The organism is Brevundimonas sp. SL130 (assembly GCF_026625805.1).
Taxonomy (GTDB): domain Bacteria; phylum Pseudomonadota; class Alphaproteobacteria; order Caulobacterales; family Caulobacteraceae; genus Brevundimonas.
On sequence record NZ_CP113064.1, the window covers coordinates 2,295,157 to 2,319,250 of the forward strand.

A 24,094-nucleotide genomic window follows, 5' to 3' on the forward strand; every position below is an offset into this window, starting at 1 on the left:
AAAAGTGCTAGTGAGCGAGAAGTGAGCCCAGTGCGGCTTTCGCTCACCCCTTGCTCACTAGCACTTTTCACTGAAGCCATTCAGCCAACCATCGCTGTCCTTGCCTCCCCGCCCCTTTTCCCCTATAGGCCCCGCCTTTCCAGGGCTTCGGTCCTGTCGTGGAACACCAAAGGGTTGGACGTTCGGTCCGGCCGCCGCGACAGGAGCCATCGTGGGGATCGACTTAACCCGGTCGTTTCCACGCCGACGCCCACAAGGGAGACTACCGCATGGCTCTTTACGAGCACACGGTCATGACGCGCCAAGATATCTCGGCGCAGCAGGCCGAAGCGCTGAACGACACCATCAAGGACCTGATCGTGCAAGGTGGCGGTTCCGTCGCCAAGATCGAGTACTGGGGTCTGCGCAATCTGACGTACCGCGTGAAGAAGAACCGCAAGGCTCACTATTCGCTGCTGGCCGTCGACGCCCCTCCGGCCGCCATGGCCGAAGTCGAGCGTCAGCTGGGCATCAACGAAGACGTGCTGCGTTGGCTGACCGTCCGCGTCGAGGAACTCGACCTGGAACTGTCGCCGCTGCTGGCCCGCCGCGAGCGTGAACGCGAGCGTGAGCGCGAGCGCACCCCGCGCGACGACGCCGCCGCCGACGCCGAATAAGGAACCCGGAACATGACCGATACTACTGCCCCGACCCCGGGCGCACCGGCGGGCTCCGGCGCCGCCGGCCGCCGCCCCTTCTATCGTCGCCGCAAGGTCTGCCCGTTCTCGGGCGCCAATGCACCGAAGATCGACTACAAGGACGTGAAGCTGCTGCAGCGTTACGTCTCCGAACGCGGCAAGATCGTGCCTTCGCGCATCACCGCCGTCTCCCAGAAGAAGCAACGCGAACTGGCCAAGGCCATCAAGCGCGCCCGCTATCTGGCCCTCCTGCCGTATGTGGTGAAGTAAGATGAAGGTCGTTCTGCTGGAACGCGTCGAGAATCTCGGCGCCATCGGCGACGTCGTGTCCGTCAAGGACGGCTTCGCCCGTAACTTCCTTCTGCCGCGCGACAAGGCCCGTCGGGCCACCGCCGCCAACCTGAAGGCGTTCGAACTCGACCGCGTCGCCATCGAGCAACGCAACGAGAAGAACAAGGCCGATGCACAGAAGGTCGCCGACAAGATCGACGGCCAGACCTACATCATGATCCGTCAGGCCGGTGAAACCGGTCACCTGTACGGTTCGGTCGCGGGCCGCGACGTCGCCGAGGCCATCCAGGCCGAAGGCGGCAAGGTCGAGCGTTCGCAAATCGTCCTGAACACGGCGATCAAGAACCTGGGCGTCCACGAAGTGCCGGTCCGCCTGCACGCCGAGGTCCGCGCATCGGTCAAGATCAACATCGCCCGTTCGATGGATGAAGCCGAGCGTCAAGCCAAGGGCGAGGACGTGATCCGCAGCCAGTTCGACGATGAGCGCCAGGCCGCCGAGCAATCGGCCCAGGAACTGATCGAAGGCGGCGCCGGTCAACAAGAAGGCTTCAGCGACGAAGCCTGATCCAGACCCGGCCCTTAAGGGTCGGATCGCCGGAAACATCAGGGGCGCGTTCCGCAAGGGACGCGCCCTTTTTGCTGCGCGGTCCCTCGGAAGGATTGAAGGCGCGCCGCCACGCAATTCACGACAAGTTTGCAACAGATGTCACGGCTTGGTGCGGCCACGAAGACCTCATGCAAACTCCTTTCTTGACCAACACAAAAAGCGGTGAACATTCTCAATTCAGGCCGAGATTTGTGCATCGCGCGACAATTTTATTGCACCCTTCAACTCGGCCAGGGCGCCGAAATCGTGGCCGGTCGTCGCCCCTCCCAATAGGCCGCTGTCATTTGGGGATAGTCATGAAGCTGATTTCCGGTCGTTCCGTCTTGTTAGCCTTCGTATCCACAAGCGCGCTGATGTCCGCGCCTGCCGCCTTCGCTCAGGAAGCGACATCGGCGGATGACACCGCCGACGTCGGCGAGATCGTGGTGACCGGCACGCGCGCCATAGGTCGGACCCGGCTGGACACAATCGCCCCCGTGGACGTGATTACCGGCGAGACCCTGACCCGCAGCGGAACGGGCACGGAGACCGCCGCCGCCCTGGCCGCCGCCGCCCCGTCGATCAACTTCCCCCGCCCCGCCATCTCGGACGGCTCGGACCACGTCCGGCCGGCGACCCTGCGCGGCCTGGCCCCCGACCAGACCCTGGTGCTGATCAACGGTCAGCGGGGCCACGTCGGAGCCCTGGTCAATGTGAACGGGGCTTTGGGACGCGGATCCACGGCCTTCGATCTGAACACCATTCCTTCGGTCGCCCTCGGCTCGGTCGAGGTGCTACGCGACGGCGCCTCGGCCCAATACGGCTCGGACGCGATCGCGGGGGTGATCAACCTGCGTCTGCGCCAGGCCCGCGACGGCGGCGGTCTGACGCTGAACTATGGGCGTTACGACACAGAATACGACACCGCGCGCGGATCGCATGAGGCCACGGACGGCGAGCAAACGTCTCTAGCCGGCTGGATCGGCCTGCCGCTGGGCGAGGACGGCTTCGTCACCGTGTCGGGCGAACTGCAGAAGCGCGATCCGACCAACCGTTCGGACTACGCCGCGCCTTCGGCCGTGGTCGGCAATACCTCCACGAACACGGTCCTGGGCCGGTTCGGCGATCCGGCGGTGAAGTCGCAGTCGCTGTGGTTCAATGCCGGCAAGCCGATCAATGCCGGCTGGGAAGCCTATGCCTTCGGCGGCATCCAGCACAAAGAGAGCGAATCCGGCGCGACCGCCCGCGCCTACAACAACGCCAACAATGTTCTGGCCATCTATCCCAATGGCTTCCTGCCGCTGATCAACACCGAGATCGTCGACTACAACCTGTACGGCGGCGTCAAGGGCGAGGCGGCCGGGATCGATTGGGACGTCTCGGTCGGATACGGGCGCAATGTGCTGGACTACCGCGTCACCAACTCTTTGAACGCCTCGTATGGCGCGGCGTCGCAGCAGGAGTTCAAGGCCGGGGGGCTGAAATATGATCAGCTGACCTTCGGCATTGACGGGGTGAAGCCGTTGGAGCTCGGCCTGTACGAGCCCGTCAACCTCGCGTTTGGCTTGGAGTATCGCACAGAAGGCTTCGAGGTTTATGCTGGCGAACCCGCCTCCTACAATCGTGGAACGGGTGGAACAGCGACCGCCGGTCTCGGCTCACAAGGGTTCCCCGGCTTCTCGCCCGCGCATGTGGCAGACGAGGACCGCAATAACTGGAGCGCCTATGTGGATCTTGAAGGCAAGCTCACGGAAGGTTTAACCGTCGGCATCGCGGGGCGTTACGAGGACTATTCCGACTTCGGCGATCAAGTCACCGGCAAAATTTCGGCACGTTACGACTTCTCGCCTGCCTTCGCCCTGCGCGGCGCGGTGTCCACCGGCTTCCACGCCCCAGCACTGCAACAGCAGTTCTTTAGCTACACCGCCACCAATCTCGTCACGACAACCGCTGGCACTGCACTGATCCAGGCGGGAACCTTCCGCGTCGATGATCCCATCGCGATTTCGCTGGGTTCGCGCCCATTGGAACCGGAGACCTCGGTCAACTATTCGATCGGGGGCGTCTTCCGCGCCGCAGGTCTGGAGCTGACCATCGACGCCTATCGGATCGAGCTGGACGATAGGATTGTCTATTCGGAAAACCTCGGCGGGACGGGCGCTCGGCTCGGCCAGACCGCCGCCCAAGCCTTGACCATCAGCAATCAGCTTCAAGCCGCCTATGGCGTCAGCGCCGCGCGCTTCTTCCTGAACGGCGTGAATACGGTGACAGAGGGCGTGGACGTGGTCGGGCGCTATCGGCTGCCCACAGACTACGGCCGTTTCGACTTCACACTGGCCGGCAACTTCAACAATACCGAAGTGACCGCCACGCCGACACCGGCTGCGGGCGCGCCTTCGACGTCGGAGTTCTTCCTGTTCGACCGAGCCAATATCCTTGCGTTCGAAGAAGGGACCCCAGGCACAAAGGTCGTCGGCGGAATAGACTGGAGCATGGGCGGGTTCGGCGTCTCGGCCAAGGCGACCTATTATGAAAGCGTCCTGGTCGCGAACAACTCATCCACTCTCGACTACGAAACCGGCGACAAGACGCTGATAGACCTCGAAGGCCGCTATCAGTTCCCAGCAGGCGTGGGCCTGGCGGTGGGTGTAAACAACCTATTCGACGAATACCCGGAGTACACGCCGACCGCGAACAACGGCGCGACCGGGTCGGTGGGCTTCCCCAGCTATTCGCCCTTCGGCTTCAACGGCCGCTTCCTATATGCGCGGCTCAGCTACAGCTTCTGATCAAGTCTGAAGTGACGAAAGGGGCGCTCGCAAGAGCGCTCCTTGCTCGTTGACGGCCCACAGGAAGATTACCAAAGTTTCAGAACCACACGGCATTCGCGCCGTCGTTGCGCCACATATCGCCGCTCAATCTCGACCTCTTGTTCGGAGGGGATCAATGAAGACTAGGATCATCGCGGGCGTCCTAGCCCTGTCGCTTATCGCGGGGGCGGCGCAGGCCATGACGGTGCAGGAATTCCTGACCACCGCCGCCGGCATTCCCCAAAACCCTACCGCCCTGCTTCGATCCGATACGCGGCGGCTGATGGGCGAATTTCGCGGCGCGGCGCGGACGGTTCGCGCCGAACAGACCGCGGCGACGGCGGCGGGACGCGCCCCCGCCACCTGCATGCCGGACAAGGTCGGCTTCTCGCCGGACGAAATCCTGGGCCGGTTCAACACCATTCCCCAGGCCCGACGGAACATCAGCGTGACCCAGGCCATGCGGGAATGGATGATCGAGAAATATCCCTGCCCGGGCTGATCCAGCCAAGTTCGGCGCGCCGCGACTACGGAATTCCAGTTCACCCACAGGGTGGACGATCTGTCCACGGTCGCGGCGACGTCCCGGACTGACGCAGGCGCGCGTCAGGGATAAGGCGTTAAGACAATGAACGCTTTCGCCCCCATGCCCTTCTCGTCCTCGCCGATGGATTCCAGCGGCGTCGCCTCGATGCCCCATAACCTGGAGGCCGAACAGGCTCTGCTGGGGGCGCTGATGTTCGACAACGGCGTGTTCGAAAGACTCAGCGACCGCCTGCGCGGCCCGCATTTCTACGAGCCCTTCCATCAGCGCCTGTTCGAGGCGATCGAGGACCATATCCGCCAGGGCATGCTGGCCGAACCGACGATCCTGATGGAGCGGTTCAAACAGGATCCGGCCTTCCAGGAATTCGGCGGCCTGCGCTATTTCGCCGATCTGGTCGACCGCGCCCCACCGGCCGCCAACGCGCCGGACTATGCGCGGGTGGTCTATGACACGGCCCTGCGCCGCGACCTGATCCGCATCGGCGGCGAGATCATCAAGGAGGCGCCCAATCCCGAGACGCCGGCCGACGAACAGATCGAACAGGCCGAACAGACCCTGTATTCGCTGGCCGAAACGGGCAAGCCGTCGTCCGGTTTCGTCAGCTTTTCCCACGCCTTGTCCGGCGCCGTTCAGATGGCGGCCGAAGCCTATCAGCGCGAAGGCAAGCTGGCGGGGCTGGCCACCGGCCTGAACGACCTCGACCGAAAACTGGGCGGGCTGCACCCGTCCGACCTTTTGATCCTCGCCGGCCGTCCGTCGATGGGCAAGACGGCGCTCGCCACCAACATGGCCTTCAACGTGGCCCGCGCCTATCAGTGGGAACCGACGCCGGAGGGCCGCAAGACGGTCAATGGGGGCGTCGTGGCCTTTTACTCGTTGGAAATGAGCGCCGAACAGCTGGCCATGCGGATCCTGGCCGACGCCTCGGGCGTGTCCTCGGACAAGCTGCGCAAGGGCGAGATCGACGCTTCGGACTTCGGCAAGCTGCGCGACGCGGCGGTCGAGATCGGCGAGAGCCCCCTGTACATCGACGACACCGGCGGCCTGTCCATGTCCAAACTGGCCGCACGGGCGCGACGCCTGAAGCGGATGGAGCAGGGACTGGACCTGATCATCGTCGACTACCTGCAACTGATCACAACCGGCAATGCCGGCGGCCAGAAGAACCGGGTCCAGGAAGTGTCCGAGATCACCGGCGGCCTGAAGGCCCTGGCCAAGGAACTGTCGGTGCCGATCATCGCCCTGTCGCAGCTGTCGCGTCAGGTGGAACAGCGCGAAGACAAACGGCCACAACTGTCCGACCTACGCGAATCCGGCTCGATCGAGCAGGACGCCGACTGCGTGATGTTCGTCTATCGCGAAAGCTACTACCTGGGCCGGGCCGAGCCGCGCGAAGGCACCGAGGAACACCTGCAATGGCAGCAGGACATGGACCGGCTGCAAGGCCAGGCCGAGGTCGTCATCGGCAAACAACGCCACGGCCCCATCGGCATCGTCAAACTGGCCTTCGACGCCGACACCGTCCGCTTCGGCAACCTGGCGCACGGCTATGAGGAAGTCAGCTACGAATAGTTGACCTGGGCCGCGAACAGGCCCCTTGGGTGCGGATGGCCAGCGAAACCGTCTACATCCTCCAGACCTATGTTCAGGGCCGCGGCAAGGGGCTGAAGGCCGAGCCGCAGGTGGGCTGCAAGGACGCCGAGGAGGCGCGGCGCAAGGCCGAGCGGCTGGCGCCCCTGCGGCTGGGCGTGGTGGCCTTTTCGGTCTCGGCCGACACCGAGATGGGCGACTACGACGAAGAACCGACCATCATCTTCAAGTCCGGACGACTGCCCCCGCCGTTCAGCGACGAGGATTGATCGGCGTCAGGCCTTCCATCGTCGGGAAGTTGCGCCAATAAGGGCCGCCATGCCCTCCCCCGCCCTGCTGTCCGTCGATCTGAACGCGCTCGCCCGCAATTTCCACACGCTGGAGGCTCTGACGGGCGTTCCCGTGCATCCCGTGGTCAAGGCGGACGCCTATGGCCTGGGCGCCGAGGCCTGTGCGAAACGGTTGATGGCCGAAGGCGCGCGGACCTTTTTCGTGGCGCGGGCGGGCGAAGGCGCAGCCCTGCGAACGGCGTTGGGCGCCGAGCCCGTCATCTATGTGCTGGACGGATGCCATGGCGAGGCGGCGGGCCTTTTGAAGGCGGCGGACCTGCGGCCCGTGCTGAACCAGCCGGCGCAGATGAAGGCCTGGACCGAGGCCGGCGGCGGGGCTTGCGGGCTACAGATCGACACCGGCCTGAACCGGCTGGGCTTTCGCCCCGAAGACGCGCCCGAAGCCTTTGACGGGCTGAGCCTGGTCATGAGCCATCTGGCCTGCGGCGACGAACCGGATCAGCCGATGAACCGGCGCCAGCGCGACCGGTTTGCGGGCGTCGTTGAACGCTATCCGGGCGTGACGCGATCCTTCGCCAATTCGGGCGGGTGTTTTCTGGGGCCGGACTACAGCTTCGACGCGGTGCGGCCCGGCGTCTGCCTGTATGGCGGCGGGCCGCAGGGGCGGCCGGACGACCGGATCGCCCCGGTCGCTACGCTGACGGCGGAGGTTCTGCTGGTGCGGGATGTGCGATCGGGCGAGAGCATCGGCTATTCGCGGGGTTTCGTAGCCGAGCGGGCGGTGCGGGCGGCTGTGGTCGCGGCGGGTTATGCCGACGGGGTTCTGCGCGCCTATGGGCCGCACGGCGCGGTCTGGGTCGCGGGCGAGACCCGGCCGCTGTTGGGCCGGATCTCCATGGACGTTTGCACGGTCGATGTGACCGATCTGGACGTCGCAGTCGGCGACCGGGTCGAACTGTTCGGCGCCCACCGCCCGCTGGACACGGTCGCCGCGGCGGCCGGCACCATCAGCTATGAACTGCTGACGGCCGTCACCGCCCGCGTTCCCCGCGCCTATATAGGGCGCCACGACCGATCCTGACGTAGAAGGCGGCCATGAGCAGGCAGGACACGGGCACATCCCCCGGCGCCCCGCCCGTCTGCTAAGGAAGCCCATGGCTCGCGATTCCGCCCTCTACGTCTGTCAGTCCTGCGGCTCGGTCCACGGCAAGTGGTCGGGCCAGTGTTCATCATGCGGACAGTGGAACACCTTGACGGAAGAGCGCCAGTCGGCGCCCCCCGGCGCGATCAAGCCGTCGGCGGCCGCCTCGGCGCGCGGACGCGGCCTTCAGTTCGAGACGCTTCAGTCCGACACGCCCGAGCCGCCGCGCATCACCACAGGCGTGGCCGAGTTCGACCGCGTCTGCGGCGGGGGCGTGGTGCCGGGATCGGCCATCCTGCTGAGCGGCGATCCAGGGGTGGGCAAGTCCACCCTGCTGCTGGAAGTGGCGGCCAAGGCAGCCCTGCGCGGCGCACGCATCGCCTATATCTCCGGCGAGGAGGCCGTCGAACAGATCCGCGCGCGGGCCAAGCGGATGGGCCTGGAACAGGCGCCGGTCAATCTGGCGGCGGCGACGGCCCTGCGCGACATCCTGGGCACGCTGAAGCGCGAACAGTTCGACATCGTCATCGTCGATTCGATCCAGACCCTCTGGTCCGATGTCCATGAGAGCGGACCCGGCTCGATCACCCAGGTCCGGGCCTGCGCCGGCGAGATGGTGCGACTGGCCAAGACCCAAGGCGTCGCGGTCGTCCTCGTCGGACATGTCACCAAGGACGGCCAGGTCGCCGGGCCGCGCGTGGTCGAACACCTGGTTGACGCCGTCATGACCTTCGAGGGCGAGCGCGGCTATCCGTTCCGCATCCTGCGCGCCGGCAAGAACCGGTTCGGCGCCACCGACGAGATCGGGGTGTTCGAAATGGGCGACAGCGGCCTGCGCGAAGTCGCCAATCCGTCGGCCCTGTTCCTGGGCGACAGCAAGGACCGGGCGCCCGGCGCGGCGGTCTTCGCCGGGATCGAGGGATCGCGGCCGGTGCTGGTCGAGATCCAGGCCCTGGTGGCCCCGTCCGCCTATGGTACGCCGCGTCGGGCGGTGGTCGGCTGGGATTCCGGTCGCCTGGCCATGCTGCTGGCGGTGCTGGAGGCCCGGTGCGGCCTGGGGTTCGGGGACAAGGACGTCTATCTGAACGTCGCCGGCGGCCTGCGGATCAATGAGCCGGCGGCGGATCTGGCGGCGGCGGCGGCCCTGATCAGCTCGGCGCTGGACATGCCCCTGCCCCAGGGCTGCGTCGTGTTCGGCGAGATCGGCCTGTCAGGCGAGGTCCGCAGCGTCGGCCGGGCCGAAGCGCGCGTTCGGGAGGCCCAGAAACTGGGCTTTGAACATGTGCTCTGCCCGCCCCTGGCCCAGAACGGCGGCAAGACCAAGGGGGTCAAGGTGACGTCGGCGACACGATTGACGGATGTGGTCGAACGAATCTCGCAAAACCGCTATTAGATCGTACGCAACAGCCGCTGGACCTCTGAGTGACCGGTTACGACGTCTTCGCCATCGTGGTGATCCTGTTCTCCGCCGCCGCCGGCTGGGTGCGCGGCGGCGTGCGCGAGATCATCACCCTGCTCAGCGCCCTGCTGGCGGCCTTGGTCGCCCTGGTCACCCTGCCGTGGACGGCGATGCTGGGGCGGGCCCTGGTCAATCCGGACTGGGCGGGGACCATCCTTGCGGCCATCGTCGCCTTCCTGATCGTCTATTTCGGCATCCGCGTCTTCGGCTCCTATCTGTCGAAACAGGCCCAGTCGCATCCGCAGTTGGGCGGGATCGACCGATTCATCGGCGTCTTCGTCGGAACCGGCCGGGCCCTGGTGCTGCTGGGCGCCGTCCATCTGGTCATCGTCGCGGCCATGCCGGGCGAGCGGACGCCGCGCTGGCTCAGCGAAGCCGCCCTCTACAAGGTCAGCGCCGTGGGCGCTCGGGCCATTCAGATCATCCTGCCCGGGATCGGGCGGGGCGCCGATGCGATCACGCCTGTGGTGGATTCATCCGTGCGCAAAGGGTTTTCGAACGACGAAGCCTTGCCTCGGACGCAATCCGAGACTAACTCGCCGCGCGAAGCCGCCCCGTAAGTTTCCCCGGTCATCGGAGCCCCACGATGCGCCACCATATCGCCGATCCCGTCGTTCACCGCGAGCACTGGCGCGAGCCGGAGGATGACCAGCTCCGCCTCGAGTGCGGCGTCTGCGGCGTCTGGGGCGCCGACGAGGACGAAGGCTCGGCCGTCGTCGCCCTCGGTCTGCACGCCCTGCAACATCGCGGCCAGGAAGCCTGTGGCATCGCCAGCGTCAAGGACGAGCGGTTCCACACCGAACGCCACCAGGGTCTGGTCGGCGAGGCCTTCGGCGGCGCCGACCTGATGACCCGCATGCCCGGCCGCGCGGCCGTGGGCCACACCCGCTATTCCACCGCCGGCGGATCCTTCCTGCGCAACATCCAGCCGATGTTCGCCGACCTGGACCAGGGCGGCATCGCCATCGCCCACAACGGCAATCTGACCAACTTCAAATTCCTGCACAGCCAGCTGGTCAGCGAAGGCGCCATCTTCCAGTCCACGTCGGACTCAGAAGTCATCCTTCACCTGATCGCCCGCAGCCGTAAGGCCAAGATCGTTGATCGCTTCATCGACGCCCTGGCGCGGATCGAGGGCGGCTACGCCCTGGTCGCCCAGACCCGTCACAAGATGATCGGCGCCCGCGATCCCCTGGGCATCCGCCCTCTGGTGCTGGGCCAGGTCGGCGAGGCCTGGGTTCTGGCGTCCGAGACCTGCGCCCTGGACATGATGGGCGCCACCTTCGTGCGCGACGTCGAACACGGCGAGGTCGTGGTCATCGACGAGAACGGCGTGGAGTCGATCAAGCCCTTCCCCGCCCGCGCCGCCCGCCCCTGCCTGTTCGAATACGTCTATTTCTCGCGCCCCGACTCGGTGGTGAACGGCCGCTCGGTCTATGAGGTCCGCAAGGAGATGGGTCGCGGCCTGGCCCGCGAACTGGGCGTCGAGGCCGACATCGTCGTGCCGGTGCCGGACTCGGGCGTGCCCGCGGCCTTGGGCTATGCTCAGGAGAGCGGCATCCCCTACGAGATGGGCATCATCCGCAGCCACTATCTGGGCCGCACCTTCATCCAACCCAGCCAGGGCGCCCGTCAGAAGGGCGTGCGGATGAAGCACAGCCCCAACAAGTCGGCTTTGGCCGGCAAGCGGGTCGTGCTGATCGACGATTCCATCGTGCGCGGCACCACCTCGGTCAAACTGGTCCGCGCCGTCCGCGCCGCCGGCGCGACGGAGGTCCACCTGCGCTCGGCCAGCCCGCAGATCCTCTTCCCCGACTTCTACGGCATCGACATGCCGGAACGGGCCCAACTGCTGGCCGCCAACAAGACGCTGGAAGAGATGCGCGAACTGCTCGAGGTCGATTCCCTCGGCTTCCTGTCCATCGACGGCCTGTACCGCGCCATGGGCGAGACCGGCCGCAACAACGCCGCGCCCCAGTTCACCGACCACTATTTCACCGGCGACTATCCCACCCGCCTGCTGGACCGCGAGATCGAGGAAGGCGGCCGGGAATTCGGCGCCAAGCAGTTGTCCTTGCTCGTCAGCGCCTGACCGACCTCACTACCGATCTTGCGCCGAATGGAACAGGCGCAGGATCTGGACCTGCCCTCCGTCGGCGCCGTCTGCAAGGGCATAAACAATAAGGTACGGCGTCTCGGTGACGCGCTTCTCATAAGTCCCGGGCTGCTTGCCCGGACGACCGATGGGACGCTTGGATAGGGTTTCAGTCGTCTCGAGAATGCGCCGTTCGATCCTCTGAGCTGCGATCAGATTTCTCTGGGCCAGATAGTCGATGGCATGGGTCAGTTCCAGCAGGGCGCGCCGCGACCAGACGACCGCGCGCATCAGGATTCGTGTTTGGCGATGGTCTCGCGAATCCGACGCATGGCCTCGTCGTGCGGAACGACATCACCGGTGCGAAAATCCTCCAGCCCTTCTTCGACGGCTGTCATCATTTCCAGTTCACGCTCCACATAGGTTGCGATGGCGCGTTCGGCGAGAAATGACTGGGTACGCTGGGTCTTCTGGGCAAGCAGACCCAGCATTTCCTTGAGTGTCCCGCTCATGCGGACAGTAACGGTCGTGCTTGTGGCCATTGCGATGCTCCTGTGCACATCTGAACACCAGATAACACATTGACCGGTCGCATCGCCACTCCTACCACCCCATAATGACCGACCTCCTGCCCCTGAAGGATCGTATCGCCCTCGTCGTCGGGGCCTCGCGCGGCATTGGCTATGAAAGCGCCCTGGCGCTGGCCAAGGCCGGGGCGCATGTCGTCGCCACGGCGCGGACGCAAGGCGGGCTTGAGGAACTGGACGACGCCATCTTCGCCGCAACCGGCAAACACGCGACCCTGGTCCCGTTCGATCTGGTCGATGGCGGCGGGATCGACCGACTGGGCGGGGCCATCTTCGAACGCTTCAAGAAGTTGGACATCTGGGTCCAGGCGGCGGCGACCATGGGACCGTCAGGCCTGACGCCCGTGGCCCACGCCGAACCCCGCGAGTTCGCCAAGGTCGAGAAGGTCAATTTCACCGCCGTCTATCGACTGATCCGCTCGCTGGAGCCCCTGCTGAAGGCCTCCGAGGCCGGACGGGTCATCCATTTCACCTCAAGCGTCGCGACTGCGCCCCGCGCCTTCTGGGGCATGTACGCCGCGACCAAGGCCGGCGCCGAGGCCCTGATGAAGGCCTGGGCGGACGAGGTGGAGAGCACCCCGATCCGCGTCAGCATCGTCGATCCCGGCCGGATGCGCACGGCCATGCGCGCCCAGGCCTTCCCCGGCGAAGACCCGCAGACCCTGCCCCACCCGTCCGAGATCGGCCAACTGGTCGTCGACCTGGCGCGCGGCGACGCCACGCCCCCGCCGACGATCCGCTTCCGCGACTGGAAGGCCGGACCGACGGCGGAAGCCCTGGTCTAGGCCGAGGTCAGCCCCAGGCGCCGGCGCCCGGCTCCTCACGGAAAGCGAAGTCGCCGTCGGTGGAGGCGGACAGGTCGCGCCAGGCCTCCAACTCCGTCGTCAGCCCGGCGATCTTGCCCTCGATCATGCCCACGGCGTCCGTCCCGGCCGCCCATCGCAAGGGCGGATTTTCGGCATTGGCCAAGGCCACCAGAGCCTGACCCAGCCTTGCCGGATCCCCCGCCTGGTTATGGCTGCGCGCCTCATAGAATCCGCGAAGCGCGGCCGAGGCCTGAGCATAGTCGGCGATGGGATGGGCGGCGTAGACGACCGATGAGGCGTCCAGGAAGTCGGTGCGGAAGAAGCCCGGCTCGACAATGGTCACATGGACGCCAAAGGGACTGACTTCCTGGGCGATGGACTCGCTGAAGCCCTCGATGGCGAACTTGGAGGCGCAATAGATCGCGCCGGACGCCCCGCCGACCATGCCCCCCACGGACGAGACGTTGAACACATGCCCCGAACCCTGGGCCCGCATGACCGGCAGGACGGCGCGGGTCATGTCGAACAGGCCGAAGACATTGGTGTCGAACTGGATGCGCGCGTCGTGGCTGGTCGTCTCCTCGAAGATGCCCAGGTGGCCATAGCCGGCGTTATTGACCAGCACGTCGATACGGCCAAAGCGGGCCATGGCGGCCTCGACAGCGGCGGCGACGGCGGCCGTGTCGGTGACGTCCAGCGCCACGGACAGGACGATGTCGCTATCCGGCCCGAAAGTCTTGACCAAGGCGTCCCGGTTTCGACCGGCGGCGACGACGCGATCGCCGGCGTCCAAGGCCGCCCGAGCGATGCCAGCGCCCAAACCACGGGCCGCGCCGGTGACGAACCAGGTCTTTTGAGTGGTCGTTGTCATTGGAAGTCTCCTCTGTCTGACAAGGTGGAGAAGACGCCGTTTCGGCCGCCCCGCGTTAGGGCGATCCGAGCGTTCTCTTGTACAATCCTGTCAAACTCTGCTCGTCGGCTTGCGCGAACGTGACGACGAGCGTTGGATGCGTTCATGAGCCTCTTGCCCGAAATGACCGACATCGTCGCGCGCCACGCGCCGCCGGACCTGTCGCGCTCCGCCGTGCCTGGCCTGCGCCTGTATGGCAGCGACGCGCAGACGCGAATGATCGCCGTCGCCTATGATCCCATGCTGTGCCTGGTGGTGTGCGGGGCCAAACAGACGATCCTGGGCGAGATGGTCTATTCCTATCGGGCCGGGGACTGCCTGGTGGTGTCGGCCGAACTGCCGGTGTGCGGCAGCATCGTAGAGGCGCCCTATCGCGCCCTCAGCTTCGACCTGAACCCCGCGACCATCGCCGGCCTGATGCTGGAGATCGACGCCCCTGCCGCCTCGGATCAGCCGCCGCCATCCGGCATCCATGTGACGCGGTTGGAGGGCGAACTGCTGGAGCCCATGGCCCGCCTGTTGCGCCTTCTGGACCGGCCCGCAGAGATCGCCGTAATGACGCCGATGATCGAGCGCGAGCTGGTCTGGCGGCTGCTGCACAGCCGGTACGCCGCCACCGTGCGTCAGATCGGCTCGACCGAAAGCCGCCTGTCGGGCGTCAGCCGCGCCATCAATTGGATCCGCGCCCACTACGCCGAACCAATGCGGCTGGAGGCCCTGTCGGACCTGGCGGGCATGAGCCTGTCGACCTTCCACCGGCATTTCCGCACGGTGACGACCATGAGCCCGCTGCAGTTCCACAAACAGGTGCGGCTGCGAGAGGCGCGCGCCCGACTGTTGAGCGGCGGCGACGGCGCAGCCGAAACCGGCTTCGCCGTCGGCTATGACAGCCCGTCCCAGTTCAGCCGCGAATACGCCCGCCAGTTCGGCCTGCCGCCAGGTCGCGACGCGGCGCGGATGCGCGAAAGCCTGACGGTCGGCAGACCGTTCGTCCCCAACGGCTGCATCTGATCCCTGGCGCCTTGCCGCAGGTCGAGAGCAGCGGTCATGGGCCGGACATGACCCTGTTCCAGCCCTTCCTCGTCCTGCACATCTCGACCGGCATGGCCGCCGTCCTGGTTGGCTTCGGCCCCCTGCTGACCGCAAAGGGTTCGCGCGCGCATCGGCTGTGGGGCCGCGCCTTTGTGGTGCTGATGACGATCCTGCTGGCCTGCGCCTGGGTGATGACGGCTTTGCACTTCAACACCTATTTCCTCGCCCTCTCGGCCACGGCCTCGCTGACGCTGTTTTCAGGCGTAAGGGTGTTGGGGCGCAAACGGCCCGACATCCACCCCCAGGACCGGGCCAGGCCGATGGACTGGGCGGCGACGCTCGGTGCCCTGGGCGTCGGCGTCTGGGTGCTGGCCTTGATCGCCCTGGGCCGCTCGGACGGCCCGCCCGTGGTCTCTGAAGCCTTGGCCTATGCGGCGCTGTCGGTCGCGGCGTGGGACCTGTGGCGGTTTTTGCGTCCACGAGACTGGCCATTCTCGCCGGACTTGTGGAGATACGAGCATCTGGTGAAGATGCTGAGCGCCTATGCTGCGGTCCTGAGCGCCTTTTCCGGCAATTTCCTGACCGTCCTGCCCCAGCCCTGGAGCCAGCTCTGGCCGTCCGTCCTGTTCCCGTTGATCGCCACACTCTGGACGGCGACCCTGATCCTGCGGCGGCGCGCCCAGCCGGCATGAGGAGGCCGACGGTCGCCGTCGTGATGGCGGGATTCACCGCCTATTCCTACGCGGCGACGGTGGCGTCGGTGGCCTGGTATCTTCGGCGGGACCGGCCGGAACTGGCGATCTCGACATCATTGCTGTGGGCCGGCCTGTCCTATGCGCCCTGGCTGGGCGTCGCCGCCCTGGTCTGGGGTGCGATCCGGCTGTGGGGATTGGGGTGGAAGACAGCAGGCGTCCTGAGCGCAGCGACAATTCTCGTCGTGCCCCTGGTCTCGGCCTTCGACACACGGCTTGACCTCGCCTTTCTGAACAGGGTCGTCATGCCGGGCGGCTGGATGGAGAGGACCATCGACCGGCTGCCGATCGCCCTGCTGCTCTACACGGCGATCATCGCCGCCGGTATGGCCGCCGCCCATTGGCGCAAGGCGCGTGAAGCCCAAGACCGGATCGACCGCATCACCCAAGCCCTGGCCGTGGCCAAAGACCTGCGGGACGACGCTCGCCTGCTCGTCTCGACCGGACGAAACCGCACTTCGGTCGATCTGCGGGCCGTGGAGTGGTTCGCCTCGGCAGGCAATTATGTGGTCGTGAACTGGGACGGGCGCGAGGGCCTGGTGCGTGACACCCTTCAGGCGCTGGAGACACGTCTGGATACGCGCCTGTTTGCCCGCATCCACCGTTCCACCCTGGTCAATCTGGCGCGGGTCGAGGGGGTGCAGCCCCTGTCGGACGGATCCTGGCGGCTGACGATGCACAGCGGCGCAGAACTGGTGGTCAGCCGCACCTATCGCGACGCCGTTCTGGTACGGCTGGGTCGCCCCCTTTAGGGCAGGCGCGCCAGAACCCGCAGCCAGCCCTCGGCCTGGGCCAGGTCGATGGCTTCGAACAGCGGGATCGCCAACAGGAAGACCAGACCGTCGCGGATGGTCGTCAGGAAGAAGGACGGCCGCACCGACAGTTCCGCCTCGTCGCGCCACAGCGAAAACCGCGGTATGAACCGCAGCGTGCGGGCCTTGTACGCCATATAGTCGGCGCCGAAAGCCGCGCCCAGCCAGGCCTCCTCACGGCGCACCGTCAGATAAAACACCGCCAGAGACGCGAGAGTGAACAGCATGGCCAGGGTGAGGCTGCCACTCTGGGCGCCGATGCCAAAGGCGCCGAAGAAGCTGAAAATATAGAGCGGATTGCGACTGATCGAATAGGGACCGCGCGACACGATCTCGGCCTTCTTGCGTCCGCCGATATAGAGCGAGCACCAGGCGCGGCCGACGATGGCGAATATGATGGCGGCCAGGCCGACGGCCTCGACGCCTTCATGAACGGGACTATTCGGACCAGAGGCCGACTGAGACACCATGGTCAAGCCGACCAGGACCACCAAGGCGACGAGAACAGCGCCCTTGCGGATCTTCTGAACCGCCTGAAGGTCGAACGCTTGGATCATAGCCATAAATCGCTCCGGATTGTCCCCAAATCCAAGCGCCGGTTTCACCGGGCGAGCAAGCGGTATGTTTGCGAGCGAAAATCGGTCTCGAATGGCCGGAGACGCAAGGGTCAGAGGCTCGAAAGCAAATCCGCCAACTCTGCGGGCCAGATCGTCTCCGTCGAGGCCCGGATATCGGCGAGGCTCCACCAGCGATGCGCCACCAGGATGTTCCGTTCCTCCTCGGTCCAGCCGGTGGAGGACAGGTCGAACGCCTCGGTGCGAAGCAGGAAAAACCGCTGATCCACATCGGCCATACGGCCGTCGGGCAGGCGAAAACTGACCCTGACCCGGCCGACCTGGGGGCCGGGATCGTCGATGATCAGGCCGGTTTCCTCAACCAGTTCGCGGCGCGCGGCGTCCTCATAGGTTTCGCCCGGTTCGCAGCCGCCGCCGGGCGTGGCCCAGAAGGCCGTGCCGGTCAGAGGCCCGTCGGAAAAGACGAAATGGAACAGCAGCACCCGCCCCTGCCCGTCCAGAATCAGCCAGCGCGAGGTCGGCCGCTCGGGAAGGACAGGCGCGACTGCGCTCATGGCGTCACTTCTTGGCGCCGCCCTTTTGCCCGGTGCGGATACGGCCGGAGCGCGAAACCTGGCGGGCGCCGCCGCGGGCGCCCTTCTGGACCGCCACCGACGATCCGGCCTTCTTGGACGCGCTGGACTTCAGCCCGCCCAGGACCTTTGGCTGGGCCTTGCGGGTCTTCTTCTGCTCCAGCGCCTTGCCGGGCAGTTTGGACAGGGCCTCTTCCTTCTCGGCCTTCTTGATCCGGCGCGGCGCGGTCTTGGCGTCGCCCTTATAGCGTTCCGGTCCCGACTTGGCGCCGCCCTCGGCATACGGGTTCACGCCGCTGGACTTGACGTTCAGACGGATCGGCGTGCCCGGCAGGTCAAAGCTCTCGCGGATCGAGTTGACCAGATAACGCTTGTAATGCTCCGGCATCGACTCGGCGCGGTTGGCCATCAGCACGAAGGTCGGCGGACGGGCCTTGGTCTGGGCGATGTATTTCGGCTTGATCCGCTTGCCGTCCACGGCGGGGGGCGGGTGCCGCTGGGTGGCCATGGACAGCCAGGTGTTCAGGTCCTTGGTCTTCACCTTGACCGACCAGGTGTCATAGGCCTGAAGCACGGCGGGCATCAGCCGTTCGACGCCCCGGCCCGAGTGCGACGACAGGGCCACGAAGGGCGAGCCCTTCAGCTGGGGCAGCTTGTCCTCGGCCATGCCCTTCAGCTTGGCCATACGGGCCTGGGGCTCGTCTTCCAGGTCCCATTTGGACGCGACATAGACCAGGGCGCGGCCCTCGCGCTCGACCAGGTCGGCCAGCTGCAGGTCCTGGGTGTCGAAGGCGTCGTCCTTGTCCATCATCAGGATGACGACTTCGGCGAAGGTGATGGCGCGGATGGTGTCGGCGACCGACAGCTTCTCCAGCTTCTCCTGGACCCGCGCCTTACGCCGCATGCCGGCCGTATCGACCAGACGGATGTTCTTGCCTTCGAACTGCCAGTCGACCGAGATGGAGTCGCGGGTGATGCCCGCTTCCGGCCCGGTCAGCAGGCGGTCGTCGCCGATCAGACGGTTGATCAGGGTCGACTTGCCGGCGTTCGGACGGCCGATGACGGCGATGCGGATCGGCTTGTCCGGCTCATCAACCTCTTCGATGAAGATGTCTTCGGACGCTGCGCGGATGGCCTTGTACAGGTCGGCCATGCCCTCGCCGTGCTCGGCCGAGATGGCGACCGGCTCGCCGAAGCCCAGAGCATGCGCTTCACCGACGCCGCCGCCGCTCTCGCGGCTTTCGGACTTGTTGGCCAGCAGGATGATCGGCTTGTGCACCTTGCGCAGGCGCTCGGCGAAGATCCTGTCCAGCGAGGTGACGCCCTCACGGGCGTCCATCATGAACATGACCAGTTCGGCGTCGTCCAGCGCGGCCTCGGTCTGCTCGCGCATCCGGGCTTCCAGGCTGTCGTCGGTGACATCCTCGTAGCCGGCCGTATCGATCAGCGTCAGATCCATGTCGCCGATATTGCCGTCGGCGTAGCGCCGGTCCCGGGTCACGCCGGGGCGATCATCGACAAGCGCAAGACGCTTGCCGACGAGGCGGTTGAACAGTGTCGATTTGCCCACATTGGGGCGGCCGACAATCGCGACCTTCAGAGCCATTTCGGCTTTCTAGCTTAATTCGGGCTGAAGAGTCAGCGGATACAGATCAGCTGGCCGTTGTCGGTCAGCACGTACAGGGCGCCGTTATAGGCGGCGGGCGCGATATAGGCGGGCGCGCCCAGTTTCAGCGTGGTCTGCGCCACCCCGGTCTTGGGATCGAACGCGACGGCCTCGCCGTAAGAGTTGACCATCACCAGGCGGTTGGAGGCCAACAGAGGCCCCGACCATTGCGGATAGATGGTGCGACGCCCGAAGCGCAGGAAGCCGCCGACCTTGCGCTGGCGTCCTTCGTTCAGCTCGCGGGTCCAGTAGATCTGGCCCGTGTCGCGGTTGGCCGTGATCAACTCGCCCGACTTCGACACGACGAAGACAACGTCGCCGACCGGCAGCGGCGCGTTCACGCCGGTGACCGGCAACTGCCACTTGGGCTGGCCCGAGCGCAGGTCCAACGCCGACAGCACGCCCGAATGGCTGACGCCATAGACCATGCCCCGGCTGACGACCGGGCGGCCGGCGACATCGCGCACTTCGGACAGGGCGCTGGTGCGGCTGGTGCGCGACAGGGTCTGTTCCCAAAGCGTCTGACCGTTCAGAGCGCTCAGCGCGACCAACTGGCCCGAGGCGAAGGGCGCGATGACCGTATTGCCCGTCACGGCCGGGCTGGAGGCGCGCATGACACGCGCCGGTTCGGCGATGCCGCGATAGGTCCAGTCCTGTGCGCCCGTATTGACGTCAAAGGCGAACAGCTGGCTGTCCACATCGACGACGAAGACGTGGGCGCCGACGACCGTCGGGGCGCCGTGGATCGGGGAATCGACCTGCTGGGTCCAGACGACGGCCCCGGTGCCGGCGTCGAGCGCGGTCATCGAGCGATAGCCGGACGAGACGAACAGCTTGCCGCCGGCGTAGGCGACGCCGCCGCCGAAGCCGCCGTTGCGGTCACGGTCGGCGTCCTTGACATTGGCCTTCCACAGGACGGCTCCGGTGTCGGCGGACACAGCCGAGACGGTCGATTCACCGTCCAGCACGAAGATCTTGCCGTCGGCGGCCACGATCGGCGCCATGACATTGCCGACCCGCGCCGAGCCTTCACCGATGCTGCGCTTCCAGGCGATCTGGAAGTTCGGCGCGGCGATGACATGCTCGACCAGGTTCTCGGAGGAACCGCCCGGCTGGGTCCAAGCCGTCGCGGCCTGGGGGCCCGGCAGGAAGAAGTCGCGGCCGGACAGGGCGGCCGACGGGGCCAGCTGCTGTTCGAACTCCAGCACCGAGATACGGTCGCCGGCCGATGCGGTCGCTTTCGGGTCGTCCTTCTTGCCCAGACCAAAGGGCAGGTTGCGACTGACCGCGCCGCACGAGGCCATGGTGGTGGCGACGCCGCAAATCAGCGCGACTTTCAGAACTCGGTTCATCTTGGGCGTCCTGTAAGGGGTCGTCACTGTTGGGCCGGGGCCGCGAGAGTGGGCGCATTGGCGGCGCCGGCGGCTGGCTGAGCCGCGGTCTTCGCCGCATTCGCAATGTCCTTGAGCGCACCCGCCGTGCCGGCGTCGATCGTGGCGACGGCGATATTGGCGCGCTGACGAACATCGTCAGGCACGTCCTGTCCCAGTTGCAGCAGGACGAAGGCCTCGCGGGCCTCTTTCGTCTTGCCGTGCTGGAGACGCGCCAGGGCCAGGGCTTCCTGGGCGAAGGCGTGCAGGGGGCGATCATCCTCGGCCAGCGGCGTCAGCCGCTTTTCGATATCGGCCAGGGGCGCGGTGTCCATGACCAGGAAAGCGGCCTTGAGCGCGGGCGGATCGGACAGAATCGGGTCGCTGGACGCCTTTGCGGCCTCATCGAACAGGCGAACGGCGTCGGGGATCTTGTCGGCGGTCACCGCCAGGCCGGCCTGCTGCTGCAAGGCCAGGACCTTGTAGGCGCCATTGCCTTCCTTGACCGCTTCCTCGAAGGCGAGGCGGGCGTCGGCGGGGTTGTCGGCCCGCAGGGCCTCCATGCCGCGATCATAGGCCTCGGCGGCCTTGCCGGCCTTGCTCGAGTTCAGGCTGTCCCAGCCCCACCAGCCCAGGGCGGCGACCAGAGCGACCACCAGAACGACGCCCACAACGGGCAGCCATGTGCGGGCCAGGCGCTTGTACCGGTCGGAGCGAAGCTCCTCCTCGACCTGCTCGAAGACATCAACCACTGAAACGTCGCCCCAAAATCGCTAAAAGCAAACCGGCGCGGACCCTAGAAGGTCGGCTCCCCGCCCGCAACGCCGTCCGTTACTGCGAAGCCGGCTTTTTAGAGAAGTAGGTCTCGACTTCGGCAGGAAAACGGCGGGTTTTCACATCATTGGCGAAAGCGGCCGCCGCGCGGTCGATCTCGGTGCGCAGATCGGCGTATTTCCGCACGAACTTCGGCGTCCAGTCGAACATGCCCAGCATGTCGTTCACCACCAGAACCTGGCCGTCACAGGCCGCCGAGGCGCCGATGCCGATCGTGGGAACGTCAATGCTCTCGGTGATTTCCCGCGCCAATGATTCGGCCACCCCCTCGATGACGATGCAGAAGGCGCCGGCCTCAGCGGTCGCCTTTGCTTCCGCCATGACACGGTCCCGCTCGAAATCGGTGCGTCCCTTGGCCTTGAAGCCGCCCTCGGCCAGAATCGCCTGGGGCCGCAGTCCCACATGGCCCATGACCGGAATGCCGCGCTTGACCAGAAAGGCGACGATCTCGGCCAGTTCGACGCTGGTCTCCAGCTTGACCGCCTGGGCCCCCGTCTCCTTCATCACCCGCACGCAGTTGTCATAGGCGGCCGCCTTGCCGCCCTCGTACGAACCGAAGGGCATATCGACCACCACCAAGGCCCGCCGCGAGCCCCGCACCACCGCTTGGCCGTGCAGGATCATCATCTCCAGCGTCACCCCGACCGTATTCGGCAGGCCATGGACCGCCATGCCCAGACTGTCCCCGACCAGCAGCACGTCGCAATGCGGATCCAGCAAGCCCGCCATGGGGGCGTCATAGGCGGTCAGACAGACAATGGGCTCGCCGCCTTTACGGCCTGCGATATCGGGCACGGAGACGCGCTTGATCGTCTCCTGGGTGTGAACGGACATCGAGAGGCCTCCTGACGTGAAGACCGGTCAGATAGGCCCCGCAACCTCGCAAGTCACCCTCACACGTCCTGGGACAGTTTCACCAGGCCCGCCGCCAGCAGGGCGACCAGCGCCCCCGCCACGATCCAGAAGGCCATCATGCCCGACCCGTCCATCAGATCGAACGACCCAACGCCGAGCCCCTCCAACCCGGACTGAGCCGCGCCCTGGGCCGTCGCCGCCGCCGTCCGCACCCCTTGCGTCAGGGTCGTCTCGCCACCAGCGGAGATGTTGAAATTGACCCCTTCCCTCACCGCCAGAACACCGCCGACCAGGCCGGCGCTGGTCAGAGCCAGGGTGCGCCAACGCGACCGCTTCTCCATACTGGCCTGAACCGTGGCCAGGAACAGGGCCTCATCGGCCATTCGAGGCGTCTGCGCGAACAGCCGCTCGATCATCGGATCGAATTCATCAGCCGACATGGGTCGACCTCCCGCCTGATGCCTGCGCCGGCTGAAGCCGGGCGCGGAGTTTATCCAGACCACGTTTGACATGGGACTTCACCGTGCCGAGCGGCAAATCCATGGCCGCCGCGATTTCGGGATGGGACATTCCTGCGCCGTGGCACAGGGACACGCACACACGCTCGGTCTCGCTGAGAGTCTTCAGGGCCTCGTCCAGGTCCATGACCCCCGCCCGATCAACGACGACGTCGGCCTCATCAGCCTCGACCTCGGCGACATAGCGGGCCTCGCGGGCGACGCGCTTCAGATAGAGGCGCGCGGCGATCTTCTTGATCCAGCCCGCAAACGTCCCCTGCCCCCTAAACTCCGAGCAGCGTTGGAACCCCTGCAAGAAGGCGTCCTGGGCCACATCGTCGGCCAGGGACGGCGCCGCGCCCATGCGGCGCAGAAGCCCCCGGACCGCCGAACCATGCCGGCGGACCAGTTCGCCATACTCCCGCCGGCCGCCGGCCGCCGCCTGGGCGGCCAGCTCCACGTCGTGGAGATCGCGCAAGGACTTGCTCATGACCTCTCCCCCGCGACCGACCTCAGGCCTTATTGGGGTTAAATAGGCCCAGGATGATGAAGGCGACGCCGATGGCCACGGGGATACAGGCGAGGCCCAACAGTGCGCCTTCCCCATTGCCGCCCCAGTCACGGCTGGCATTGTCAACCGCCAGCGCAAAGCCGGCGATGCCGACGCCTGCGGCCAGGCTGAGCACACCCTTGCGAATATCCTTGGTGCGAGACGGCAAGCCCTTCTCCACGTCCTTGGTCATGGCGTCGATCAGCTCGGGCGGCAGGGTCTGGCCCTTGTCCACCGCATGGCGGACGGTCAGCTGCATCTCGCGGCGCTCCCGATTTTTCAGGAAAGACGGCCCGACGATCACGGCCACGATGGACGAGAAGATGATGAAGACGACGAAGATAGGTGTCAGGTCCATGATGAACTCTCTTTTGATCCGGTACGACAGCCTGATGCGGCGGCCTTCTGATCACAAGAGGCTGCGGGACGCCCCCATGGATGCGCAGGCCGACGTGAAATCTTCGTAAGGTCGAAAGACGAGCGACATGACGCGCGGGCCGGTTCGGCCTAGGGTCATGGCCCTACCCCCAAAAGGAGCGCTTCCATGGCCCATGTCACCTATCGCATCGTCGAGCACGACGGCGGCTGGGCCTACCAGTCTGGAGGCACATATTCCGAAACCTTCGCCAGCCATGACGACGCCAAGGCCGCGGCGATCCGCGCCGCGCGCGAGCAAAAGGCGCCGGGCGAGAACGCGGCCATAGAATATGAAACCGCCGACGGCCGCTGGGTCACGGAAAGCGCCGACGGCCACGACCGGCCCATCACCGACGTGGAAGGCTGACGCGGT

Annotated in this window: 28 protein-coding genes; 16 read left to right on the forward strand and 12 right to left on the reverse strand. The window is 66.2% G+C overall.

The annotated features are described in order from the left end of the window. Positions 1-269 precede the first annotated feature (269 nt). The 11 genes from rpsF (at position 270) to purF (ending at position 11,483) form a co-directional block, all read left to right on the forward strand. Positions 270-656, forward strand: coding sequence for a 30S ribosomal protein S6 (gene rpsF / locus OU998_RS11200; RefSeq protein ID WP_040349448.1), 387 nt, complete (start codon positions 270-272; stop codon positions 654-656). 12 nt (positions 657-668) lie between these two features. Further along, entirely contained in the window at positions 669-947 is a 279-nt protein-coding gene (rpsR, locus tag OU998_RS11205) for a 30S ribosomal protein S18 (protein WP_008259463.1), read from the forward strand. Between the two features lies 1 nt (position 948). Beyond that, a complete protein-coding gene (gene rplI, locus OU998_RS11210; protein WP_267513580.1) occupies positions 949-1,533 on the forward strand; it encodes a 50S ribosomal protein L9 in 585 nt (194 codons plus the stop codon). A gap of 395 nt (positions 1,534-1,928) precedes the next feature. Beyond that, positions 1,929-4,343: a TonB-dependent receptor plug domain-containing protein gene (locus OU998_RS11215; RefSeq protein ID WP_267513582.1), complete on the forward strand. Its 2,415-nt coding sequence runs from the start codon at positions 1,929-1,931 to the stop codon at positions 4,341-4,343. A gap of 157 nt (positions 4,344-4,500) precedes the next feature. Next, positions 4,501-4,866: a hypothetical protein gene (locus OU998_RS11220; RefSeq protein WP_267513583.1), complete on the forward strand. Its 366-nt coding sequence runs from the start codon at positions 4,501-4,503 to the stop codon at positions 4,864-4,866. Between the two features lie 126 nt (positions 4,867-4,992). Further along, positions 4,993-6,483: a replicative DNA helicase gene (locus OU998_RS11225; RefSeq protein WP_267513584.1), complete on the forward strand. Its 1,491-nt coding sequence runs from the start codon at positions 4,993-4,995 to the stop codon at positions 6,481-6,483. 35 nt (positions 6,484-6,518) lie between these two features. Next, a complete protein-coding gene (locus tag OU998_RS11230) occupies positions 6,519-6,770 on the forward strand; it encodes a hypothetical protein (protein ID WP_267513585.1) in 252 nt (83 codons plus the stop codon). A 49-nt stretch (positions 6,771-6,819) separates the two neighbouring features. Further along, positions 6,820-7,872: an alanine racemase gene (gene alr, locus OU998_RS11235; protein WP_267513586.1), complete on the forward strand. Its 1,053-nt coding sequence runs from the start codon at positions 6,820-6,822 to the stop codon at positions 7,870-7,872. A gap of 73 nt (positions 7,873-7,945) precedes the next feature. Beyond that, complete coding sequence (gene radA, locus OU998_RS11240) at positions 7,946-9,325, forward strand: DNA repair protein RadA (protein ID WP_267513588.1); 1,380 nt, start codon at positions 7,946-7,948, stop codon at positions 9,323-9,325. 29 nt (positions 9,326-9,354) lie between these two features. Beyond that, positions 9,355-9,951, forward strand: coding sequence for a CvpA family protein (locus OU998_RS11245; protein WP_267513589.1), 597 nt, complete (start codon positions 9,355-9,357; stop codon positions 9,949-9,951). Between the two features lie 26 nt (positions 9,952-9,977). Next, the gene (gene purF / locus OU998_RS11250; RefSeq protein ID WP_267513590.1) at positions 9,978-11,483 is read left to right on the forward strand and encodes an amidophosphoribosyltransferase; all 1,506 of its coding nucleotides are present in this window, start codon (positions 9,978-9,980) and stop codon (positions 11,481-11,483) included. 9 nt (positions 11,484-11,492) lie between these two features. Here purF and OU998_RS11255 read toward each other — a convergent pair whose 3' ends face one another. Beyond that, complete coding sequence (locus OU998_RS11255) at positions 11,493-11,777, reverse strand: type II toxin-antitoxin system RelE/ParE family toxin (protein WP_267513591.1); 285 nt, start codon at positions 11,775-11,777, stop codon at positions 11,493-11,495. Further along, a complete protein-coding gene (locus OU998_RS11260; protein WP_267513592.1) occupies positions 11,777-12,028 on the reverse strand; it encodes a CopG family ribbon-helix-helix protein in 252 nt (83 codons plus the stop codon). Before OU998_RS11260 ends, OU998_RS11255 begins: the two co-directional genes overlap by 1 nt. Before the next feature lie 74 nt (positions 12,029-12,102). Here OU998_RS11260 and OU998_RS11265 point away from each other — a divergent pair, with 74 nt between their 5' ends. Continuing rightward, complete coding sequence (locus OU998_RS11265) at positions 12,103-12,858, forward strand: SDR family NAD(P)-dependent oxidoreductase (RefSeq protein WP_267513594.1); 756 nt, start codon at positions 12,103-12,105, stop codon at positions 12,856-12,858. A gap of 7 nt (positions 12,859-12,865) precedes the next feature. Here the strand turns inward: OU998_RS11265 and OU998_RS11270 are convergent, their stop codons facing one another. Then, a complete protein-coding gene (locus OU998_RS11270) occupies positions 12,866-13,750 on the reverse strand; it encodes an oxidoreductase (protein ID WP_267513596.1) in 885 nt (294 codons plus the stop codon). Positions 13,751-13,894: 144 nt separating this feature from the next. On the opposite strand from OU998_RS11270, the gene OU998_RS11275 reads away from it, so the two are divergent. From OU998_RS11275 to OU998_RS11285, 3 genes are read left to right on the forward strand one after another with little or no spacing between them, the layout of a single operon-like run. Beyond that, positions 13,895-14,800, forward strand: coding sequence for an AraC family transcriptional regulator (locus OU998_RS11275; protein ID WP_267513598.1), 906 nt, complete (start codon positions 13,895-13,897; stop codon positions 14,798-14,800). Positions 14,801-14,847: 47 nt separating this feature from the next. Further along, positions 14,848-15,513 carry a DUF2306 domain-containing protein gene (locus OU998_RS11280; RefSeq protein ID WP_267513599.1) on the forward strand — a complete coding sequence of 222 codons (666 nt, stop codon included), beginning with the start codon at positions 14,848-14,850 and terminating at the stop codon, positions 15,511-15,513. Continuing rightward, complete coding sequence (locus OU998_RS11285; protein ID WP_267513600.1) at positions 15,510-16,325, forward strand: LytR/AlgR family response regulator transcription factor; 816 nt, start codon at positions 15,510-15,512, stop codon at positions 16,323-16,325. Before OU998_RS11280 ends, OU998_RS11285 begins: the two co-directional genes overlap by 4 nt. Here OU998_RS11285 and OU998_RS11290 read toward each other — a convergent pair. The 9 genes from OU998_RS11290 to OU998_RS11330 all read right to left on the reverse strand — a co-directional run bounded on the left by OU998_RS11290 (position 16,322) and on the right by OU998_RS11330 (position 23,662). Next, positions 16,322-16,948: a methyltransferase family protein gene (locus OU998_RS11290; protein ID WP_267513601.1), complete on the reverse strand. Its 627-nt coding sequence runs from the start codon at positions 16,946-16,948 to the stop codon at positions 16,322-16,324. The two genes, OU998_RS11285 and OU998_RS11290, sit on opposite strands and share 4 nt — an antisense overlap. Positions 16,949-17,052: 104 nt before the next feature. Then, positions 17,053-17,514, reverse strand: a complete 462-nt coding sequence (locus OU998_RS11295; RefSeq protein ID WP_267513602.1) for an NUDIX hydrolase — start codon at positions 17,512-17,514, stop codon at positions 17,053-17,055. A gap of 4 nt (positions 17,515-17,518) precedes the next feature. After that, positions 17,519-19,138 (reverse strand): ribosome biogenesis GTPase Der, encoded by a 1,620-nt coding sequence (gene der / locus OU998_RS11300; RefSeq protein WP_267513604.1) that lies wholly within the window; start codon positions 19,136-19,138, stop codon positions 17,519-17,521. 32 nt (positions 19,139-19,170) lie between these two features. Further along, entirely contained in the window at positions 19,171-20,550 is a 1,380-nt protein-coding gene (locus OU998_RS11305; RefSeq protein ID WP_267513605.1) for a PQQ-binding-like beta-propeller repeat protein, read from the reverse strand. 23 nt (positions 20,551-20,573) lie between these two features. After that, positions 20,574-21,320: a tetratricopeptide repeat protein gene (locus OU998_RS11310; RefSeq protein ID WP_267513606.1), complete on the reverse strand. Its 747-nt coding sequence runs from the start codon at positions 21,318-21,320 to the stop codon at positions 20,574-20,576. 79 nt (positions 21,321-21,399) lie between these two features. Further along, positions 21,400-22,236 (reverse strand): 3-methyl-2-oxobutanoate hydroxymethyltransferase, encoded by an 837-nt coding sequence (gene panB / locus OU998_RS11315; protein ID WP_267513607.1) that lies wholly within the window; start codon positions 22,234-22,236, stop codon positions 21,400-21,402. Positions 22,237-22,295: 59 nt separating this feature from the next. Then, the gene (locus tag OU998_RS11320) at positions 22,296-22,697 is read right to left on the reverse strand and encodes a hypothetical protein (RefSeq protein WP_267513608.1); all 402 of its coding nucleotides are present in this window, start codon (positions 22,695-22,697) and stop codon (positions 22,296-22,298) included. Beyond that, entirely contained in the window at positions 22,687-23,244 is a 558-nt protein-coding gene (locus OU998_RS11325; protein WP_267513610.1) for an RNA polymerase sigma factor, read from the reverse strand. Before OU998_RS11325 ends, OU998_RS11320 begins: the two co-directional genes overlap by 11 nt. Before the next feature lie 22 nt (positions 23,245-23,266). Continuing rightward, a complete protein-coding gene (locus OU998_RS11330; protein ID WP_267513611.1) occupies positions 23,267-23,662 on the reverse strand; it encodes a DUF6249 domain-containing protein in 396 nt (131 codons plus the stop codon). 186 nt (positions 23,663-23,848) lie between these two features. Here OU998_RS11330 and OU998_RS11335 point away from each other — a divergent pair, with 186 nt between their 5' ends. After that, positions 23,849-24,088: a DUF2188 domain-containing protein gene (locus OU998_RS11335; RefSeq protein ID WP_267513613.1), complete on the forward strand. Its 240-nt coding sequence runs from the start codon at positions 23,849-23,851 to the stop codon at positions 24,086-24,088. The last annotated feature ends 6 nt before the right edge of the window (positions 24,089-24,094 follow it).

What these genes read in the sequence shown, in the direction of transcription:
- rpsF (WP_040349448.1), top strand. Translation starts at nt 270, where the DNA reads ATGGCTCTTTACGAGCACACGGTCATGACGCGCCAAGATATCTCGGCG.
- rpsR (WP_008259463.1), top strand. Translation starts at nt 669, where the DNA reads ATGACCGATACTACTGCCCCGACCCCGGGCGCACCGGCGGGCTCCGGC.
- rplI (WP_267513580.1), top strand. Translation starts at nt 949, where the DNA reads ATGAAGGTCGTTCTGCTGGAACGCGTCGAGAATCTCGGCGCCATCGGC.
- OU998_RS11215 (WP_267513582.1), top strand. Translation starts at nt 1,929, where the DNA reads ATGTCCGCGCCTGCCGCCTTCGCTCAGGAAGCGACATCGGCGGATGAC.
- OU998_RS11220 (WP_267513583.1), top strand. Translation starts at nt 4,501, where the DNA reads ATGAAGACTAGGATCATCGCGGGCGTCCTAGCCCTGTCGCTTATCGCG.
- OU998_RS11225 (WP_267513584.1), top strand. Translation starts at nt 4,993, where the DNA reads ATGAACGCTTTCGCCCCCATGCCCTTCTCGTCCTCGCCGATGGATTCC.
- OU998_RS11230 (WP_267513585.1), top strand. Translation starts at nt 6,519, where the DNA reads ATGGCCAGCGAAACCGTCTACATCCTCCAGACCTATGTTCAGGGCCGC.
- alr (WP_267513586.1), top strand. Translation starts at nt 6,820, where the DNA reads ATGCCCTCCCCCGCCCTGCTGTCCGTCGATCTGAACGCGCTCGCCCGC.
- radA (WP_267513588.1), top strand. Translation starts at nt 7,946, where the DNA reads ATGGCTCGCGATTCCGCCCTCTACGTCTGTCAGTCCTGCGGCTCGGTC.
- purF (WP_267513590.1), top strand. Translation starts at nt 9,978, where the DNA reads ATGCGCCACCATATCGCCGATCCCGTCGTTCACCGCGAGCACTGGCGC.
- OU998_RS11255 (WP_267513591.1), bottom strand. Translation starts at nt 11,777, where the DNA reads ATGCGCGCGGTCGTCTGGTCGCGGCGCGCCCTGCTGGAACTGACCCAT.
- OU998_RS11260 (WP_267513592.1), bottom strand. Translation starts at nt 12,028, where the DNA reads ATGGCCACAAGCACGACCGTTACTGTCCGCATGAGCGGGACACTCAAG.
- OU998_RS11265 (WP_267513594.1), top strand. Translation starts at nt 12,103, where the DNA reads ATGACCGACCTCCTGCCCCTGAAGGATCGTATCGCCCTCGTCGTCGGG.
- OU998_RS11270 (WP_267513596.1), bottom strand. Translation starts at nt 13,750, where the DNA reads ATGACAACGACCACTCAAAAGACCTGGTTCGTCACCGGCGCGGCCCGT.
- OU998_RS11275 (WP_267513598.1), top strand. Translation starts at nt 13,895, where the DNA reads ATGAGCCTCTTGCCCGAAATGACCGACATCGTCGCGCGCCACGCGCCG.
- OU998_RS11280 (WP_267513599.1), top strand. Translation starts at nt 14,848, where the DNA reads ATGACCCTGTTCCAGCCCTTCCTCGTCCTGCACATCTCGACCGGCATG.
- OU998_RS11285 (WP_267513600.1), top strand. Translation starts at nt 15,510, where the DNA reads ATGAGGAGGCCGACGGTCGCCGTCGTGATGGCGGGATTCACCGCCTAT.
- OU998_RS11290 (WP_267513601.1), bottom strand. Translation starts at nt 16,948, where the DNA reads ATGGCTATGATCCAAGCGTTCGACCTTCAGGCGGTTCAGAAGATCCGC.
- OU998_RS11295 (WP_267513602.1), bottom strand. Translation starts at nt 17,514, where the DNA reads ATGAGCGCAGTCGCGCCTGTCCTTCCCGAGCGGCCGACCTCGCGCTGG.
- der (WP_267513604.1), bottom strand. Translation starts at nt 19,138, where the DNA reads ATGGCTCTGAAGGTCGCGATTGTCGGCCGCCCCAATGTGGGCAAATCG.
- OU998_RS11305 (WP_267513605.1), bottom strand. Translation starts at nt 20,550, where the DNA reads ATGAACCGAGTTCTGAAAGTCGCGCTGATTTGCGGCGTCGCCACCACC.
- panB (WP_267513607.1), bottom strand. Translation starts at nt 22,236, where the DNA reads ATGTCCGTTCACACCCAGGAGACGATCAAGCGCGTCTCCGTGCCCGAT.
- OU998_RS11320 (WP_267513608.1), bottom strand. Translation starts at nt 22,697, where the DNA reads ATGTCGGCTGATGAATTCGATCCGATGATCGAGCGGCTGTTCGCGCAG.
- OU998_RS11325 (WP_267513610.1), bottom strand. Translation starts at nt 23,244, where the DNA reads ATGAGCAAGTCCTTGCGCGATCTCCACGACGTGGAGCTGGCCGCCCAG.
- OU998_RS11330 (WP_267513611.1), bottom strand. Translation starts at nt 23,662, where the DNA reads ATGGACCTGACACCTATCTTCGTCGTCTTCATCATCTTCTCGTCCATC.
- OU998_RS11335 (WP_267513613.1), top strand. Translation starts at nt 23,849, where the DNA reads ATGGCCCATGTCACCTATCGCATCGTCGAGCACGACGGCGGCTGGGCC.